Origin of the sequence: Sulfitobacter sp. TBRI5 (assembly GCF_051013555.1) — a bacterium.
Taxonomy (GTDB): Bacteria; Pseudomonadota; Alphaproteobacteria; order Rhodobacterales; family Rhodobacteraceae; genus JL08.
Map to the genome: position 1 here is coordinate 345,588 of NZ_CP112884.1, position 16,747 is coordinate 362,334.

Sequence of the window (16,747 nt, forward strand, 5' to 3'; positions counted from 1 at the left end):
GCTAAACTTATCCGCTGACCGCGCAAGCGCAAGCGCCCCGATCAGCGCCCCAGCCGTTTGCGCCGTGTTTTCATCTTTTCATGGGCCACGCCGGTACCATCGTGAAACGAGCCGAACCACTTGTCCCATGGCATTTCCAGATTGCCGTAATTCACCTCGAAGTAACGATGATGCATCTGGTGGTGGAACGTGCCCAGCGCCAGACGCTTGCGATCCTTGACCAGCAGATTTTCAAAGCCGGTGTGCGATGTTGCCGCCGTCAGCGCCTGATGCTGCATGTGAAACAGGATGTGCAGCGGATGGGCCGGCACAATGAAATGGATCAGGACCGAACTGAAAAAGGCGATATGTTCCACCGGATGCATCGACAGGCCCGACCAAGGGCCGACATTGACGTTGCGGTGATGCAGCGCATGCACCAGCCGGTAAAGCGGCCCCCAGTGCAGCGCGCGGTGAATCCAGTAGAAATGGAACGATATCCAGATCGGGGTCAGAAAAAACAGGGCGACGAACCAGACCGGATTGTCAGACCACAGCAGAACCGGCGCCCACCCGTTCGCCATCGCGTGGAACATCAGAACCTCATACGCTGTCCAGAACCCGACGCCGCTGGTCAGCGACCAGAACATGTTGTCACGCACCTGCCCGCCAAAGCTGAACTGTTTGCCTTTTGTAGCCAGATCACGCGGATCGTACTTCAACCGGTCGCCCTGTTTCCTGTGGTGGAAAAAGTAAAGATGCAGCCCGCCGGCCACCAACAGCATCAGGATGGTGTTGCGCAGCCAGATCTGCGCGATCCATCCCAGGGCCAGGGTTTCCATTTCGGCCAAGGACGGTTGCAACCATGTCCAGCAGATCAGGGCCAGCCCGACAAGAAGGCTGTTTTCGGCCAGCGACAGCCAGCGCGCCGCAACCCAGCCTGCCATTCTGCGCGGATCGGGGGGCCAGCTGAAAAACGGCGACACGGCGATCGGAACGTCGGGCACATGGTTCCAACCCGCGATACTGTCCGGTTTGTCGGTCTGCGTCATCGCCGTATTCCCATCGCGATCAGAACCACTGGCCCGGCTCCATCAGCCCCAGATCCAGCAATTGCCGCGAATGCCATTCAAACGGTGTCGAATTGTGCCAGGTAAAGGTTTCAATCTCGAACGTGCTGCCGGGGTTGCGTTTCAGCGCCTTGGCGGTGCGGAACGAACAGATCGCCGATGTCAGGTTATTGTGCCACGGACAGGCATAGGTGTTGTATTCTTCGTCGTTGAACGTGTGATCATCGCGCAGTTTCAGCCCCGGCTTGGCACGAAACAGGGCCACGCGATCAATCTTGCGCCGCAGTTGCGGCACATGTTCTTCATAGCGCCAGCGCAACCCGCCGAAAAAATCAAGCTGCCGTTCCTTGGGGTGATCGTGATTGGCCGGATCGGTGCGCGCCAGCGCGTAATAGCCCGATTTGTCCAGACACGCCTGTTCCAGCGATACCGCGTTCGGATTGGCGTTCAGGTCAGAGGCGTAAAGATCGATCACATAGCTCAGCATGGCATCGCGCCGCTCTTCCGTATGAAAGGACAGCATTTCGCCGACAGTGCGGGACTCGCAAAACGGGAAAAACAGGTATTCGGCGTTGAAGCAGTAATAAAGCCAGGTGCCCGGTGCAGCCGCGATAATCTGGTTCACCGCCGTTTCCATCGCGCCTTGCCGCGACATATCGTAATCGATCCGGTGCACCACACCGGCCAGATCATCGGGCAGCGCAAAGCTGGGCGGCATCAGCGCCAGAACCTGATGGAAGCCCGATTGCAGATGGTGACGCAAGGTTGTGTCCACCTCGACATCGTCTTCGACCAGCACCATGGCAACCGGCCCCTTGGCCAGCGCGGCCTTGCCGACATTCAGAAAATCGCTGATCGAAGAATATCTCATGGGGCCTGCATCTACCGGTTTTCTGCAAAATCCGTTAATTCCGTTTGCATTGCAAGCCACCCCTGCTTGGTCTAGTCAGGCGGCGCATCACATCCGCAGAAAGTTTTATACCATGTCCGCGCCCAAAAAGCTGTTTATCAAGACCTATGGTTGCCAGATGAACGTCTATGACAGTGAACGCATGGCCGAAGCCCTGGGCGGTCAGGGCTATGTCACGACGGACAAGGCGGACGAGGCGGACATGATCCTGCTGAACACCTGCCATATCCGCGAAAAGGCGGCGGAAAAGGTGTATTCCGAACTGGGACGACTGAAGGTGCACAAGGCCACCAATCCGGACCTAAAAATCGGTGTGGCCGGGTGCGTGGCGCAGGCCGAAGGCGCCGAGATCATGCGCCGTCAGCCTGCTGTCGATCTGGTGGTGGGGCCGCAATCCTATCACCGCCTGCCCGAGATGGAGGCCAAGACCCGCGAAGGCATCAAGGCGCTGGATACGGATTTTCCTGAAGAGGACAAATTCGAAAAGCTGAAATCGCGCCCCAAGGCAGCGCGCGGTCCAACCGCGTTTCTGACCGTGCAGGAAGGCTGTGACAAGTTTTGTGCCTTCTGCGTCGTGCCCTATACACGCGGTGCCGAAATCAGCCGCCCGGTGGACCGCATCCTGCGCGAGGCGCAGGATCTGGTCGAACGCGGCGTGCGCGAAATCACGCTGCTGGGCCAGAACGTAAACGCCTATCACGGCGCCGGTCCGGACGGATCGGAACAGACCCTTGCCCAACTGATCTGGGCGCTGGACAAGATCGACGGGCTGGAACGCATCCGGTTCACGACGTCCCACCCCAATGACATGAGCGATGATCTGATCGAGGCGCACGGCACCTGCGCCAAGCTGATGCCCTATCTGCATCTGCCGGTGCAGTCGGGATCAGACCCTATTCTGAAACGGATGAACCGCGGCCATACCGCCGAACAATATCTGCGCCTGATCGAACGCATTCGCGCCGCGCGCCCCGATATCGTGCTGTCGGGGGATTTCATCACCGGCTTTCCCGAAGAAACCGATGACGATTTTCAGGCAACGCTCGATCTGGTCGAGGCGGTGCGCTATGGCTATGCATTTTCGTTCAAGTATTCGACCCGCCCCGGCACGCCGGCGATGGAACGCCCGCAGGTGCCCGAAGACGTCAGGGCCGAGCGGTTGCAGCGTCTTCAGACGATCATCACCCGCGACCAGCGCGCCATTCAGGACGCGATGGTCGGGCGCGATGTAACCGTGCTGATCGAAAAGCCGGGGCGCTGGCCGGGACAGATGGTGGGCAAATCGGAATATCTGCACGCGGTGCATGTGACCGGATCGAATGCGCAGGCGGGCGATCTGGTACGGGCCAGAATCGTGTCCAGCACCACGAATTCGCTGGCGGGGGAATCAATCTAAGGTATTTCGAAAACACTGCGTGTTCTATCCTGACGCGATCCTGAGTTCGCGAAAACTATCCAATTTACCCGATCCCTAGCCCAATGTGGCCGATTTAGACACAATATGTAGTCAAAGCGGCTTCACAGAGCGATATTTTGTTCCTAGACTTTTTGACGTGAGGGAAAGGCAGAGCGTCTGCAATGTGGAACGCGTGTCTTTTTGGGGAATAGTTAAAGGATAGTGTTGTGGTGTGTACTTTTATCCGCGCAATGCGGGCGTCATTATCAGCGTCCGCGATTGTATTTGCCAGCGCGGTATTTTTTCCGCAGATGGCATCGGCGCAATCGGACGCCGTAAGTTCCGGTGAACCTCGGACAATCAAGGGCGAACGTTATGTCCCGACCATCTGGGTCGATCCGGACGGATGCGAACACTGGGTCATGGATGACGGGATCGAAGGCTACATGTCGCCCCATGTCACCCGCGACGGGCGGCCTGTCTGTCATCGGGGCAAAGTCTGCGGCGTGATGAACACCGATCAGTTCTTTGCCACCGACCGTTATTCGATCAACGCCGCGGGCCAGCAGCGTCTGCGTGAATTCTTCACCAGCGCCACCGCTGAATCCTTTATCATCGTCGGCCACACCGACAGCCGCGCATCGGACAGCTATAACATGCGCCTGTCGCAAAACCGCGCCAATGCGGTTGCCAGGGTCGCGCGATCGGCCGGGGTCAGAGTGGCGGAAATCCGTGGCTACGGTGAACGGCAGCCCAAGGCTTCGAATGCCACGGCAGAAGGGCGCGCGCAAAACCGCCGCGTCGAAATCCTGTGTTTACGCTACAAGGGGGGCTGAGATGTCTGTTCTGAAGATATTGTGTGCCCTCGGGGCCGTTTGCGCCATGTCGGCGTGTGAATTGTCCAGCAACGCCGACAAGACGGTCGATGGCGGTCTGGACAAAAAATCGCTGACTGGCCTGACGGCTGGCATTTGGGTCGATCCCAACGGCTGCGATCACTGGATCATTGACGATGGCTTTGAAGGCTACCTGTCGCAACGGTTGCAACCTGACGGAAAACCTGTCTGTTCGGGCATCGCGCCTCCGGGGTATGCGGTGGGGCCGTTCAAACGCGGCACCACGGTCGAAGACCCGATCTGACGCCAGACCATTCGCAAAAGTGCACCGGCCCGCCCTGAACACGGCGGGCCTGTTTGTTTATGCGCGATGCGGCAGTTTTTGTGACTCTTTTATGATATTATTGATCCAGCCGCTTGCGCTTGGGTTCGGATATTGGCACCATCCCCACAGGTTGTTTAGCTAAGGATATGCGTTTGGCAATCAGTGCCCAGACTCCCCCGCCCCCTTCCGATCCCGCGCCCGAAGTGCTGGTGGAATTTCCCGATAACCGTTTGCTGATTGATCTGTGTGGCGAATTTGATCGCAACCTTGCGGATATAGAACAGAAACTGGCGGTGCAGTTGTTGCGACGGGGCAACCAGATCGCAGTTATCGGTGCCCCCGAAGCACAGAAACAAGCCACCGACATCCTGCAATCGCTTTATGCACGGCTTGAGGCGGGGCGCGCGGTGGAAGCCGGCGATATCGATCGCGAATTCCGCATGGGCAGCGAAGAGGACGGCGCAAGCCTGTCCACCCAACTTGAAATGTTCAAGGGCGGTAAGGTTGAAATCAAGACCCGCAAGCGGCTGGTCGAACCGCGCACCGATGCACAGAAAGCCTATGTTCAGGCACTGTTTGAAAACGAACTGGCCTTTGGTATCGGCCCGGCCGGTACCGGCAAGACCTATCTGGCCGTCGCCGTGGGCGTGAACATGTTTCTGAATGGTCAGGTCGACAAGATCATCCTGTCGCGCCCCGCTGTTGAAGCGGGCGAACGGCTTGGCTTTCTGCCCGGCGACATGAAGGAAAAGGTCGATCCCTACATGCAGCCGCTTTATGACGCGCTGAACGATTTTCTGCCCGCCAAGCAACTGGCCAAAATGACCGAGGAAAAACTGATCGAGATTGCGCCGCTTGCGTTCATGCGGGGGCGTACATTGTCCAACGCCTTTGTTGTGCTGGACGAGGCGCAGAACGCCACGACGATGCAGATGAAAATGTTCCTGACCCGCCTTGGCGAAGGCAGCCGCATGGTGATCACGGGCGACCGCACCCAGATCGATCTGCCACGCGGAGTGCCCAGCGGCCTTGCCGATGCCGAACGGTTGCTGAACAGCATCCCCAAGATCAGCTTTAATTACTTCACCTCCAAGGACGTTGTGCGCCATCCGCTGGTGGCCGCCATTATCGAGGCCTACGAGAAAGACAGTGCCTGACAGCGTCCTGTGCCAGATCGAAGACAAAAGATGGCAAACCATCAATCTTGAAGACGTGGCCGAACGTGCCACCTGCGTAACACTGGCTTTTCTGGGCCATGATCCCGCGCGCTTTGAAATCAGCCTGCTGGGTTGCAGCGATACGCGTATCGCCGATCTGAATGCCGATTTTCGCGGCAAACCCGTGCCCACCAATGTTTTAAGCTGGCCAAGCGAGGATCTGGCGCCGAAAAAGGCAGGCGACCCGCCACATCCCCCTTGCAAGACTGCGTTTTTCCCGACAGGCGCAGATATGCCCATCGAATTGGGGGATATTGCAATTGCCTTTGAAACTTGCCAATCCGAAGCGGACAAAGCCGGTCTGCCGCTTGTGAATCACACCACACATCTGATCGTTCACGCTGTGTTACATTTGTTGGGGTATGACCACGTGCGTGACCAAGATGCCACTTTGATGGAAGATCTTGAGACGGATATACTTGGCAGCATGGGGTTGGATGACCCATATAGGGACGATAACGGGGCCGCACGGCCCCATTCTGGATTGGATTGATGGGCGATATTGACGGTTCCTCTAACGCAGCGCGCAGCGCGCAGCCGACAGAGCAAGACGAGTTAAACGAGACAGATCAGGGCGATACGCTGGTTACAGACAGGCCCGGTTTCTTCCGAAGAGTGATTGAGGCGCTCAGCCCGTCCGAAATGGACGAAGCCACCCCCGACGCCCCGACAGAGGCGCCGCGCCCCGCATCACATGGCATGATCAATCTGCGACGCCTGCGCGTCGAAGACGTGGCGATTCCGACAGCGGATATCGTGGCGGTGCCCGACACGATCACCAAGGACGAACTTGTTGCGGTGTTCCGCGACAGCGGCCTGACCCGCCTGCCCGTCTATCACGGCACGCTGGATACGCCCATCGGCATGGCCCACCTCAAGGATTTCGCGCTGACCCATGGCTTCAACGGCAGCGGCGGGCGCTTTTCGCTGAAAAAGATGGTGCGACCTTTGATGTTCGTGCCCCCGTCGATGAGCATTGGTGTGCTGCTGACGAAAATGCAGACCGAACGGCGGCATATGGCGCTGGTGATCGACGAATATGGCGGCGTGGACGGGCTTGTCACCATCGAAGACCTGATCGAACAGGTGATCGGTGAAATCGAGGACGAACACGATACGGTCGAGGGCGAATACTGGGTCAAGGAAAAGCCCGGCTGTTATGTCGCCTTGGCCAAGACGCCGCTGGATGAATTCGAGGCCGAAATCGGCCTGTCCCTGACAGATCACGACCGCGTCGACGAAGAAGAAATCGACACGCTGGGCGGTCTGGTGTTCATGCTGTCCAGCCGCGTGCCCGCACGCGGAGAGGTTGTGGTACATCCCGACGGGCCGGAATTCGAAGTGATCGATGCAGACCCGCGCCGGATCAAGCGGTTGCGCGTTCGGGTGCCGGGCCTGGCCGCGGCATGAACCTGCTGCGGCGGGCCAGACAGATCCGCACGACCCTGCCAGATGCCAGCCCCAGCCGCGCATATGCCTATGGTGTGACTGCGGGCGCGGGGACGGCACTGGGGCTGGCCCCGTTTGATCTGTGGCCCGTTGCCGTTTTCGGGCTGATCGCCGGATACGTCCTGTTTTCCGCTGCCGCCACGCTGCGCCGGTCTTCGCTGATCGGATGGGCGTTTGGTACCGGGTATTTTGCCGTTGCGCTGCACTGGATCGTGGAACCGTTTGCGGTGGATGCCGCGCGGCATTTGTGGATGGCGCCCTTTGCGCTGGTGTTCATGGCAACGGGGCTGGCGCTGTTCTGGGGTGCTGCGTTTGCGCTGGCGCACTGGCTGGCGCCGCCCCCTGCCCGCTGGACGCAGGGTGTGGCGCTGGCGCTGTGCCTTGGGCTGGCGGAGCTGGCGCGCAGCTATGTGTTGACCGGGTTTCCCTGGGCGGTGCTGTCGCAAATCTGGGTGTCGACACAGGCGATCCAGTGGATCAGCGTGATCGGGCCACACGGGCTCGTTCTGCTGGCGCTGCTGGCGGTCTGGATGCCTTTGAGCGTGACGGGCGGCGCGGTCCGGCGCGCAATATCTTTCGTGCCGGCACTGTGTCTGGGGGCGGGTGCGCTGTTGTGGCCGGATACCGCGCCAGTGGCGGGCAGCGATGCCCCGATCATCAGGTTGATCCAGCCCAACGCCGCCCAGCGCGACAAATGGAACCCGGATATGATCCCGTTGTTCTTTGACCGGCAGGTCGCGTTTACCCGCGCACCGGGTCAGACCGGACAGCGCCCCGATCTGATCGTGTGGCCGGAAACGGCAGTGCCAACGCTGCTGGAATATGCCAACGGCGCGTTCGATGTGATTACCGATGCCGCGCAGGGCAGCACCGTTGTGATGGGCATCCAGCGCCAGAACGACGCACGGCTGTTCAATTCCATGGTTGTTCTGGATGGAAACGGCACGCTGACCGGCATCTATGACAAACACCACCTTGTGCCCTTTGGCGAATACATCCCGTTCGGGTCCGTTCTGGGCCAGTTCGGGTTGCGCGGCCTTGCTGCCGAAGACGGCGACGGGTTCAGCGCCGGGCCCGGCCCGGCCTTGCTGGATCTGGGCAAGGCGGGGCGCGCGCTGGCCCTGATCTGTTACGAGGCGATTTTCCCGCAGGATGTGAACCGCGCCCCGACACGCCCCGATTTTCTGCTGCAGGCCACCAATGATGCGTGGTTCGGTACGTTTTCCGGCCCCTACCAGCATCTGGCACAGGCGCGGATGCGGGCCATCGAACAGGGGGTACCTATGGTGCGGGCGGCCAATACCGGCGTGTCGGCGATCATTGACGCACAGGGGCATGTGCTGCGGCATCTGGCGCTGGATACATCCGGGTTTATCGATGCCCCGTTGCCACCTGCTCGGGCTGCGACGTGGTACAGCAAAACCGGCGACCTGCCTGTGCTGCTTGTGTTGCTTGCAGGCCTCTTTGCGCTGGCCGCTGTCAATTTGAGCGCACGCTCAAAACTTTAGCAATTGACCCTGTGGTGCGCACCGCGTACTGCATCTTGCAGCGCCTGCCACAACGGCTTCCTGACGTGGCGGGGTAAAACCAATGGAGCATTTTCATGTCACGGCAGAACTATATTTTCACTTCGGAATCCGTTTCCGAAGGACACCCCGATAAAGTGTGCGATCGCATTTCCGACGCGGTTCTTGATGCGTTTCTAAGCGAAGAACCCGAAGCGCGGGTGGCCGCCGAAACCTTTGCCACCACCAATCGCGTGATCATCGGCGGCGAAGTGGGCCTGTCGGATCAGGAAAAACTGCACGACTATATGGGCCGCATCGAAGACATCGCGCGCGCCTGTATCAAGGATATCGGATACGAGCAGGACAAGTTTCACCACGCCACCTGCGAGATCACCAACCTGCTGCACGAACAATCGGCCCATATCGCCCAGGGCGTGAACGCCGCCGACAACAAGGACGAAGGCGCGGGCGATCAGGGCATCATGTTCGGATTTGCCACCAACGAAACAGACATGCTGATGCCGGCGCCCATTCATTATGCGCATGCGATCCTGCGCCGTCTGGCCGAGGTCCGCAAGGACGGCACCGAACCCACGCTGCGCCCCGATGCCAAAAGCCAGCTGTCCGTGCGCTACAAGAACGGCAAGCCGGTTGGCGTATCCTCTATCGTTCTGTCGACACAGCACGCCGACGCTGGGCAAACCAGCGATGATATCCGCGACATTGTCGAACCCTACATTCGCGAGGTTCTGCCAGAGGGCTGGATCACGCCCGAAACGGAGTGGTGGGTGAACCCCACCGGCACTTTCGTGATCGGCGGGCCGGATGGCGATGCGGGCCTGACAGGGCGCAAGATCATCGTGGATACCTATGGCGGCGCGGCCCCGCATGGCGGGGGTGCGTTTTCCGGCAAGGACCCGACCAAGGTGGACCGTTCGGCCGCCTATGCCGCGCGTTATCTGGCCAAGAACGTGGTCGCCGCCGGACTGGCAGACCGCTGCACCATCCAGCTGAGCTATGCGATCGGGGTCAGCAAACCGCTGTCGATCTATTGCGAAACCTTCGGCACCAGCGATGTGCCCCCGGCAGCCATCGAAAAGGCCATTGATCGGGTGATGAACCTGACGCCCCGCGGTATCCGCGAGCATCTGCAACTGAACAAACCGATCTATCAGCGCACCGCGGCCTATGGCCATTTCGGGCGCGAACCGGACGCCGATGGCGGGTTCAGCTGGGAAAAAACCGATCTGGTCGAGGCGCTTCTGAAAGAGGTCTAGGGCACCAGCCCAAGTCTGACTGCAAGAAAGCCGCCCCTGCAAGGAATTGCGGGGGTGGTTTTGTGTGTGGGTGTGATGGAGCTACAGCATTCGGCCCAGAGCCGACCTTCGTAGATGATGCAGCGAACGGCAGGTCTGAGCCCATTTTTGCACGATGCTGCGCGGCGAACGAATGTCCGCAATGAACCCAAATTACCGGATGCTGTACCCGGCACGAATGACCGGATAGAGCCCGATGTATGTACCGGCTGCTGTTCGCAAGTGTTCAATTGCATGTCTTCTGGAAGTCGCTGATATGTATCCGGCCTTTGGATCGGCTTGTGTTGCTTGCCGTGGCCCTGTTGGGAGTACGCACGCGCCTTTGTCTCATTAGCGGACAGGTCGATTATGACCATTCGGGCTCTCAGACTTTGAGTGCGTTTTTATTCTGTTCCATGCATTTGAGGTTTACGAACGTCGTTTGCGGCTGTGATCAGATCGCAGTCGCCAATTCTTTTTCCATCCAATCGAAGTCCTTGCCTGAGTTAAGAACACTCCATGCGATCCGCGCTAGCTTATTGGCAAGCGCCACGCCGAGCTTGTTGTGCTGCATGCGCGTCGCGGCGGCTTCCAACCATGCGCCAAAACTAAACTTATGCCAGTTCTTCGGTCGCATCATGATGACCTGCGCGGCCTGCACAAACAGCATGCGGAGATACCGGCTGCCTCGTTTTGTGATACGACCCAGGATGGTGCGCCCGCCGGTGCTGTGTTGTCGCGGAACGAGCCCCAGCCAAGCCGCAAAATCTCGCCCCCGATCATAAGCCTCGCCGGTCCCGACAGCTGCAACCACAGCCGTTGAGATGATTGGCCCGATGCCCGGAATGGTCATCAGACGTTGGCAGCTTTCCTCGGTCTCGCTGACCTCTTTGATTTCAGATGTGGTCATATCGATCCGTTTATCCAGCCATATCCAATCCTGTTGGAGCCCCAGGATCAATCTCCGCATCCGCAAGGACATCTCGTCGCCGCGATTGCTAAGAATGGCTTCGAGCGAGGCGCGCAGAGCCGCGACACTACGTCGGACAGTGATCCCCTGTTCGATCAGAAAGGCCCGGATCTGATTCATTGCTGCTGTCCGACGTGACACAAGCCGTGACCGAACGCGATGCAGCGCCTGGAGATCAAGCTGCTCCTGCGTCTTCTCCGATACCGTCTTGAGATTGGGACGCAAAGCGGCTTCTGCAATAGCTTCAGCGTCATTGTAGTCGTTCTTCTGGCCCTTGTTGAAAGGCTTCACATAAATCGCGGGAATGATCCGGGGCTCGAACCCCATCTTGCTCAGCGTTCGGCTGACAAAGTGCGCGCTCAGGCAAGCTTCCATCCCGACAATACATTGCGGCAGCTCCTCAAACGTCGCAACCAACGCCATGCGTTTGATCTTCTTGCGCAAAACAAGCCGACCTTCTTTGTCAAAGCCAACCAAGTGAAATACGTCTTTGCCGATATCAACGCCAACTGACATCAGCTCATCAAAATCATTCTTCGCCATGCTACTTCTCCTTTTTGCAGTATAGGCCAAGCCTAACCTGCTGGGTGAAGCAGCCGGTACATCCCATTAGCGGTCATACTTCCCCGCTGACGCTCGCATTTGCAGCAATGCAAATGACCTAGACCATCAGACGCACCCCAAAAATCAGCGGAAAAATGCACAGAGATTAGACCTGTTCTAGCAACTCAGCTAGGATGCGGAGCAAAAGGAGCATCGGAAATGATGGTAAAATCTTGCTTTTCCGCAGCGTTGGTGGCGATGTTTCTCGTTGCAACTCCGGCTTTGGCCGGAAATGGCAAAGGGAAAGGCGCAAAGAATTCTGGCCCGGGTATCATCGCAAATTGTCCACCTGGTCTGGCCAAGAAGAACCCACCATGTATTCCACCCGGGCAGGCAAAGAAGCGCTATCCAGATTATCGCCCCCGCTATGATGTTGGTGACCGGATTTACGGAGATTATCGTATCATACGGGATGCCAAGCGCTATGGGCTGCGCGAAGGTGATCTTTACTATCTGATTGGGCGAGAAGTTTTCCGCATCAGCCCGGACACCGGGCGGGTTATCGCTTTTGTTGGACTGGTGGATGCCTTGCTGAATTGACTGTAGTTCTTTGTTCAATAATTACTGAGGTATTCGCTCGGTAACGTGTGTCACCATTACCTACGCAACCGATTGTGCCAAATCCGCATTGGCCCGGGTTGTCCCGCAACTCGGTCATCTCAGCAATTCTCTTCAGTGTCTGACTTGGGCCGAAGCTACCGTTGACGCAGTTCCTTTTTGTTGGCTCAGAGCTACGAATACCTGGCCACCCATTGGCGCCGCAGGCATAAGTCCACCCAGTCCACCTGACGGGCAAAACTAAAAACGGTGCATTACTATCATTTAGGCGCCTTTGTATCGCTACCGCTTTGAGTGCTGATGTCCCCCCAGCAAGGAAAAACGGTCCGTCGCGCTTCATTCATTTTCAAAGTTCGCGACGGGTCGTCTTTTCCCAAAGACGCGATAGAGGTGCGCAGAAGCATACCGCAGCAAAAGCTTTCTCTTTTTTGATGGGGTGGTAGCAACGTTCGCCAAATTCAGTGGCCGGACATACGGTGGGGTAAACCAGAACACTGACCCCAACCCAAGAAAACTCGTGCGCGACAAACGCCGCTACCACAATTTAAAGTAGTAGTGGCCTTTTGATATGCAAGGGGGAATTGGTGCGACCTTTTCCCCACTGCCCAAAAGGTCCACAGAACCAGCGTCGCATCCGGCCTTCGCCTTGCTGACGAAAGCCGGACTGCGCGTTAGCTCAGTATAAGATGATAAACCGAAGCGCAGACAAGCAGCGCAATAACGCACACTTCGGCGATCTCTGCTGAGCGTTCCCAAAAACTCGGGATGTACTTTTTACAAATGACGAAGGGGTCATCGTGCCCTTCCTTATGCAGTTCATTCATCTGGAAACCCAACGAACTCGTTACTAACCAGCTCAGTATTGAATAGGTTCTTGTTAGGAATAAGACTGTTTCTGGGTCATTTTGGTAAAGTAACTACCGCTCTTGAATCTCTGTTTTATCAAGCGATGACAGTGGCTTAAGGTGCCATCTCACAACGTTAGTGTACAAAATTACACCTTAGGGTCTACTAATTGACACTTTCTGCCAATCCTCTACAACTAAAGCGTGCTGAATGGGTTTGTTGTTCTCCATACCATCCAGTGTTGTTTGTGTTTGTAACCAGTATCCTTGTTTATAGGGCCTTTGAGTATGACTTTTCTTGCTACGTGCGTTGCTTTTTGCCACATGTCACTGTCCCAAGCTGCGGCAGAAGCGACGCACGAAGCAATTGATTTATCCGTACCGTTCCGGGCGAATCCGTTTCTAGATTTCCCGTTCATACTGACGTATGTCGCTGTCGTTTCGACCGCGATAATTCTCATCGCAAAGTCTCTAGAAATTCTGTTCTAGAAACCGTTGCCAGCCGAAAGCACGCCGCACACCTGTTGCCAGGGCTTTCGGTTCATTCATCGCAACACGCAGGCCCGGTAGTTGCGCCCTTTCCGTTCGTAAACGGATTTTGACAGGCGAAATGCGCCTTTGAGCAAAGCTTTGAATTGCGAGGATTTCCGCCCGATCCAACTTGCGGAAAGCTTTGTACATACACGCTTCCAAGAATTCAGAACATTCAAACGTCAGGTTCTGAAGAAAGCGGCCGTTCGGGTCGGAAATTTCACATAATCTAATTCGATCGACCGCTCACCGGTACTCAGCAGACGCCCAACAAAATCCAGCGAATGATTGCACTGAGCCAATTGCAACTCCTTTAGCGTAGAAGTCATTCGCAAGCGCGGCCGGTATCGCTGCGTTTGAACAGCGGCTCATGTTCTGCCGAAGTTTACCGAACTTACTTCATTCTGTGGACAACTCTGGGATTGAAGCCTCATCAAGTCCCAGCAGACCATGCAGTTCTGAGAGGGCATCTTCCGTTAGGTCGTCGACGTCCTGTGGAGCATAAGCCTCTGACAATGCCGAAATCTGATTTGCTTTCGAATCATCCAGATCACCTTCAAGCTCGGCGATGTTTTCAGCCAGTTCTGCCTGCGCGTCCTGTGCTGTCACCGTATCATCAATGCTTTCCGCAATCTCAGTCAAAGACTGCTGGTTTTCCGGGTCGTTTGGATCCAACCCACTCAGTGCGGCCGCGATCGCGTCCACATCGGATTGATAATCATCCGCCGCAGGATCAAGTGCATCAATTGCTTCCGCTATGTCCTCGGGTGAAACCGAGCTATCCTCGGAAATATTCTCGGCAACAAATTCCGCAGTTGTAGCCACTGTGTCGTCGACCTGTTCGTTCAGGGCCGCAATCTGGTCCGTCAGTCCGATCACGCCTATCGTCGCTTCCTGATAACCTGCGATCTTGCCGACCCGGCTATTTGGGCTGGCATTCAATCGTGCTGTTTGACTGGCATGGGCAGCGTTCAGGCCTTTTAGGTTGCTTGCGACTTTACCGTGCTGGTTTTTCGAAACAGTCGAACGGGCCTGCTTTGCCTCTTTACTGCGTTTTCCCTTGTTTCCGGAAAACACCGAGCTGATTGCGTCAGATAATGATGAACCTGACAAGCCTGCCAAACCCAACCCCGTTCCCCTTGAGCGTCCTTTTCCCCTATCAGCGCTCTTGCTCTTGCCTTTATCTGCGCGGGATTTCGAATTGCCGCGTCCTCCAGAGGCGCTACTGGATGCACCTTCATTGCCATTGGATGCGCCATTCCCACCATTGCCGCCGCCGTTGCCGTTTTTTGCATGTGCTGTGTCTGCCGAAACGGCCAGCGCTACGACGCTGGTTACAACTGGTGTTGAGCTCATTGCCGCAACGATCAACGCGCTGATGAGTGATTTGGAAAGTTGATTGGTCATGGCAACCTCTTTGGAAAATACTGAATATCAAGGTAGTAATGTCGCAAAGACACGGCAAATTTGTATCACAAGCCGTTCTCCAGAATATGACCAAAATTTGACGCATTAAGCACTGAAACACAGACAGTCCTGAGCACTGCGTGTCATTGTTGAGAATGTCGAAACGGGCTCAGATCAGGAGCAGAAAAGTACTCTTCCAGAATCCGGCGATGGTCCGGGGCCGTTATTTGATTGAAATCAATTTAGATGCGGTTGGTACGGATAAAGTCGACGGGCCTGATTTCATCGAAAGGACACGAATATGAAGCCCGTGTGTTTAACAACAGCGTTCTGCTTGGTTTTGGTTTTGGCGGGATGCGAAAACGATGGTAAATACCCAATCTCAGGTCAGGAATGTGATCCGGGTGATCCGGTTCAATCGATGGGCGAGTCAGATTGCATTATGCCTTCCACCGTTGGATCCGGAACATTTTGATGGACTCCTTCAGATCGATTTGATCGCTTAATGGATGAACAACAATGACCGTTTTTTCCGCACTCCGGACCTTGGTGCATTGTGCAGCGATCAACCGCTCCCCGGCCAACGTATCGAATGCCGCCATCGTCCCGGCAAGAGCTCTATGCCGGGAGTTGACCGCGCGCTTCAAGCCTCGGTGTCGTCTACTGCATCATGTACTGCAAAGCGCTGGACCTGAGCCGCGCTTTTTCCATCCGGCGAACGCTTCAGCGCTTTCGCAGCCGGATCACAACGTCGACCGATGCGATTTCAGCACCGGCGGGGGCATCGGGCACGCGCGAGATAACCAGCTGGTCGGCGGGCGCATCGCTCAGCCGGCCTTCGTCTTCCCAGTAGAAATGCGGGTGGTCATGCACGTTGGTGTCAAAATAGCTTTTTGATCCGTCAACGGTAACTTCCTGCATCAGGCCCGCATCGCAGAAGGCGCGCAATGTGTTGTAGACCGTTGCCAGCGATACGGATTCACCATGATCCTTGGACAGGGCAAACAGGCTTTCCGCGGTGACGTGGCGGTTTTGGCCGTCGCCCACAAGAAGCGCCGCCAGCGTCACACGCTGGCGCGTCGGGCGCAGCCCTGCGCCGCTTAGCCATTCCGTGCCGCGTGTGTGGGCGCTGGATGTCAGGTCCGTGCTCATTGAAAGCCTCGTTTTTGCAACTTTCCTTATATAAAGGGCGAAACGGACAAATTTCAATTGAAAATAAGTCGCAGCACGCGTTCTAATCCTGAATATTACATCTTTTGCCGCACCCTTGCGGGACCCTTTCACGCGATGCTAGACGGGGCAACAAGAGCAGCCAGAACACAGGAGAAGCGCCGGTATGGCAGACTATCCAACCCAGTTTGACAAAGACGACCTGCTGAAATGCGCCCGCGGAGAGCTGTTTGGCCCCGGAAACGCGCAATTGCCCGAACCCCCGATGCTGATGATGGACCGGATCACCGACATCAGTGCCGATGGTGGCGCGCATGGCAAAGGCCACGTGGTCGCCGAATTCGATATTCACCCCGACCTGTGGTTCTTCGCCTGCCATTTTCCGGGCAATCCGATCATGCCGGGCTGTCTGGGGCTGGACGGGCTGTGGCAGCTGACCGGGTTCAATCTGGGCTGGCGCGGCTGGCAGGGGCGCGGCATGGCGCTGGGTGTGGGTGAAGTAAAGCTGACTGGCATGGTCAAGCCCGACCGCAAGATGCTGACCTATTACGTCGATTTCACCCGCGTGATCGACCGCCGTTTGAAAATGGGCGTGGCCGATGGACGGGTTGTTGCCGACGGCGAAGAGATTTATGTGGTTAAAGATATGAAGGTTGGTCTGGCCACATCGTAAGGCCA

The 16,747-nt window shown here is 56.9% G+C and carries 16 protein-coding genes and 1 riboswitch; of the genes, 10 read left to right on the forward strand and 6 right to left on the reverse strand.

Annotated elements, in window-relative coordinates; all coding sequences use genetic code 11:
* Positions 1 to 41: 41 nt before the first annotated feature.
* Positions 42 to 1,031, reverse strand: coding sequence for a sterol desaturase family protein (locus tag OLX72_RS01835; protein ID WP_433989661.1), 990 nt, complete (start codon positions 1,029 to 1,031; stop codon positions 42 to 44).
* A gap of 19 nt (positions 1,032 to 1,050) precedes the next feature.
* On the reverse strand, positions 1,051 to 1,920 hold the full coding sequence (locus tag OLX72_RS01840; RefSeq protein WP_114869111.1) for a hypothetical protein: 870 nt from the start codon (positions 1,918 to 1,920) through the stop codon (positions 1,051 to 1,053).
* Between the two features lie 112 nt (positions 1,921 to 2,032).
* On the opposite strand from OLX72_RS01840, the gene miaB reads away from it, so the two are divergent.
* From miaB to metK, 8 genes are all read left to right on the forward strand, one after another.
* The gene (miaB, locus tag OLX72_RS01845) at positions 2,033 to 3,355 is read left to right on the forward strand and encodes a tRNA (N6-isopentenyl adenosine(37)-C2)-methylthiotransferase MiaB (protein ID WP_114872093.1); all 1,323 of its coding nucleotides are present in this window, start codon (positions 2,033 to 2,035) and stop codon (positions 3,353 to 3,355) included.
* Between the two features lie 311 nt (positions 3,356 to 3,666).
* The gene (locus tag OLX72_RS01850; protein WP_114872092.1) at positions 3,667 to 4,191 is read left to right on the forward strand and encodes an OmpA family protein; all 525 of its coding nucleotides are present in this window, start codon (positions 3,667 to 3,669) and stop codon (positions 4,189 to 4,191) included.
* A gap of 1 nt (position 4,192) precedes the next feature.
* Entirely contained in the window at positions 4,193 to 4,495 is a 303-nt protein-coding gene (locus OLX72_RS01855; RefSeq protein ID WP_114869110.1) for a hypothetical protein, read from the forward strand.
* 167 nt (positions 4,496 to 4,662) lie between these two features.
* Positions 4,663 to 5,673: a PhoH family protein gene (locus tag OLX72_RS01860; RefSeq protein ID WP_114869109.1), complete on the forward strand. Its 1,011-nt coding sequence runs from the start codon at positions 4,663 to 4,665 to the stop codon at positions 5,671 to 5,673.
* Complete coding sequence (gene ybeY / locus OLX72_RS01865; RefSeq protein WP_433989662.1) at positions 5,666 to 6,226, forward strand: rRNA maturation RNase YbeY; 561 nt, start codon at positions 5,666 to 5,668, stop codon at positions 6,224 to 6,226. Before OLX72_RS01860 ends, ybeY begins: the two co-directional genes overlap by 8 nt.
* On the forward strand, positions 6,226 to 7,143 hold the full coding sequence (locus tag OLX72_RS01870; RefSeq protein ID WP_433989663.1) for a hemolysin family protein: 918 nt from the start codon (positions 6,226 to 6,228) through the stop codon (positions 7,141 to 7,143). Before ybeY ends, OLX72_RS01870 begins: the two co-directional genes overlap by 1 nt.
* A complete protein-coding gene (gene lnt / locus OLX72_RS01875) occupies positions 7,140 to 8,690 on the forward strand; it encodes an apolipoprotein N-acyltransferase (protein WP_433989664.1) in 1,551 nt (516 codons plus the stop codon). The genes OLX72_RS01870 and lnt overlap by 4 nt, the downstream gene beginning before the upstream one ends.
* Before the next feature lie 41 nt (positions 8,691 to 8,731).
* Positions 8,732 to 8,780: riboswitch (SAM-SAH riboswitch) on the forward strand.
* A gap of 5 nt (positions 8,781 to 8,785) precedes the next feature.
* Positions 8,786 to 9,967: a methionine adenosyltransferase gene (metK, locus tag OLX72_RS01880; protein ID WP_114869105.1), complete on the forward strand. Its 1,182-nt coding sequence runs from the start codon at positions 8,786 to 8,788 to the stop codon at positions 9,965 to 9,967.
* A 472-nt stretch (positions 9,968 to 10,439) separates the two neighbouring features.
* On the opposite strand, the gene OLX72_RS01885 is transcribed toward metK, so the two are convergent.
* The gene (locus OLX72_RS01885) at positions 10,440 to 11,498 is read right to left on the reverse strand and encodes an IS110 family transposase (RefSeq protein WP_114868711.1); all 1,059 of its coding nucleotides are present in this window, start codon (positions 11,496 to 11,498) and stop codon (positions 10,440 to 10,442) included.
* A gap of 219 nt (positions 11,499 to 11,717) precedes the next feature.
* On the opposite strand from OLX72_RS01885, the gene OLX72_RS01890 reads away from it, so the two are divergent.
* Positions 11,718 to 12,098 (forward strand): hypothetical protein, encoded by a 381-nt coding sequence (locus OLX72_RS01890; RefSeq protein ID WP_114869104.1) that lies wholly within the window; start codon positions 11,718 to 11,720, stop codon positions 12,096 to 12,098.
* Between the two features lie 1,334 nt (positions 12,099 to 13,432).
* On the opposite strand, the gene OLX72_RS01895 is transcribed toward OLX72_RS01890, so the two are convergent.
* The 3 genes from OLX72_RS01895 to irrA form a co-directional block, all read right to left on the reverse strand.
* On the reverse strand, positions 13,433 to 13,642 hold the full coding sequence (locus OLX72_RS01895; RefSeq protein ID WP_162797907.1) for a hypothetical protein: 210 nt from the start codon (positions 13,640 to 13,642) through the stop codon (positions 13,433 to 13,435).
* 249 nt (positions 13,643 to 13,891) lie between these two features.
* The gene (locus tag OLX72_RS01900) at positions 13,892 to 14,899 is read right to left on the reverse strand and encodes a hypothetical protein (RefSeq protein ID WP_433989665.1); all 1,008 of its coding nucleotides are present in this window, start codon (positions 14,897 to 14,899) and stop codon (positions 13,892 to 13,894) included.
* 723 nt (positions 14,900 to 15,622) lie between these two features.
* The gene (gene irrA, locus OLX72_RS01905) at positions 15,623 to 16,051 is read right to left on the reverse strand and encodes an iron response transcriptional regulator IrrA (RefSeq protein ID WP_114869101.1); all 429 of its coding nucleotides are present in this window, start codon (positions 16,049 to 16,051) and stop codon (positions 15,623 to 15,625) included.
* A 184-nt stretch (positions 16,052 to 16,235) separates the two neighbouring features.
* Here irrA and fabA point away from each other — a divergent pair, with 184 nt between their 5' ends.
* Positions 16,236 to 16,742 (forward strand): bifunctional 3-hydroxydecanoyl-ACP dehydratase/trans-2-decenoyl-ACP isomerase, encoded by a 507-nt coding sequence (gene fabA, locus OLX72_RS01910; RefSeq protein ID WP_114869100.1) that lies wholly within the window; start codon positions 16,236 to 16,238, stop codon positions 16,740 to 16,742.
* The last annotated feature ends 5 nt before the right edge of the window (positions 16,743 to 16,747 follow it).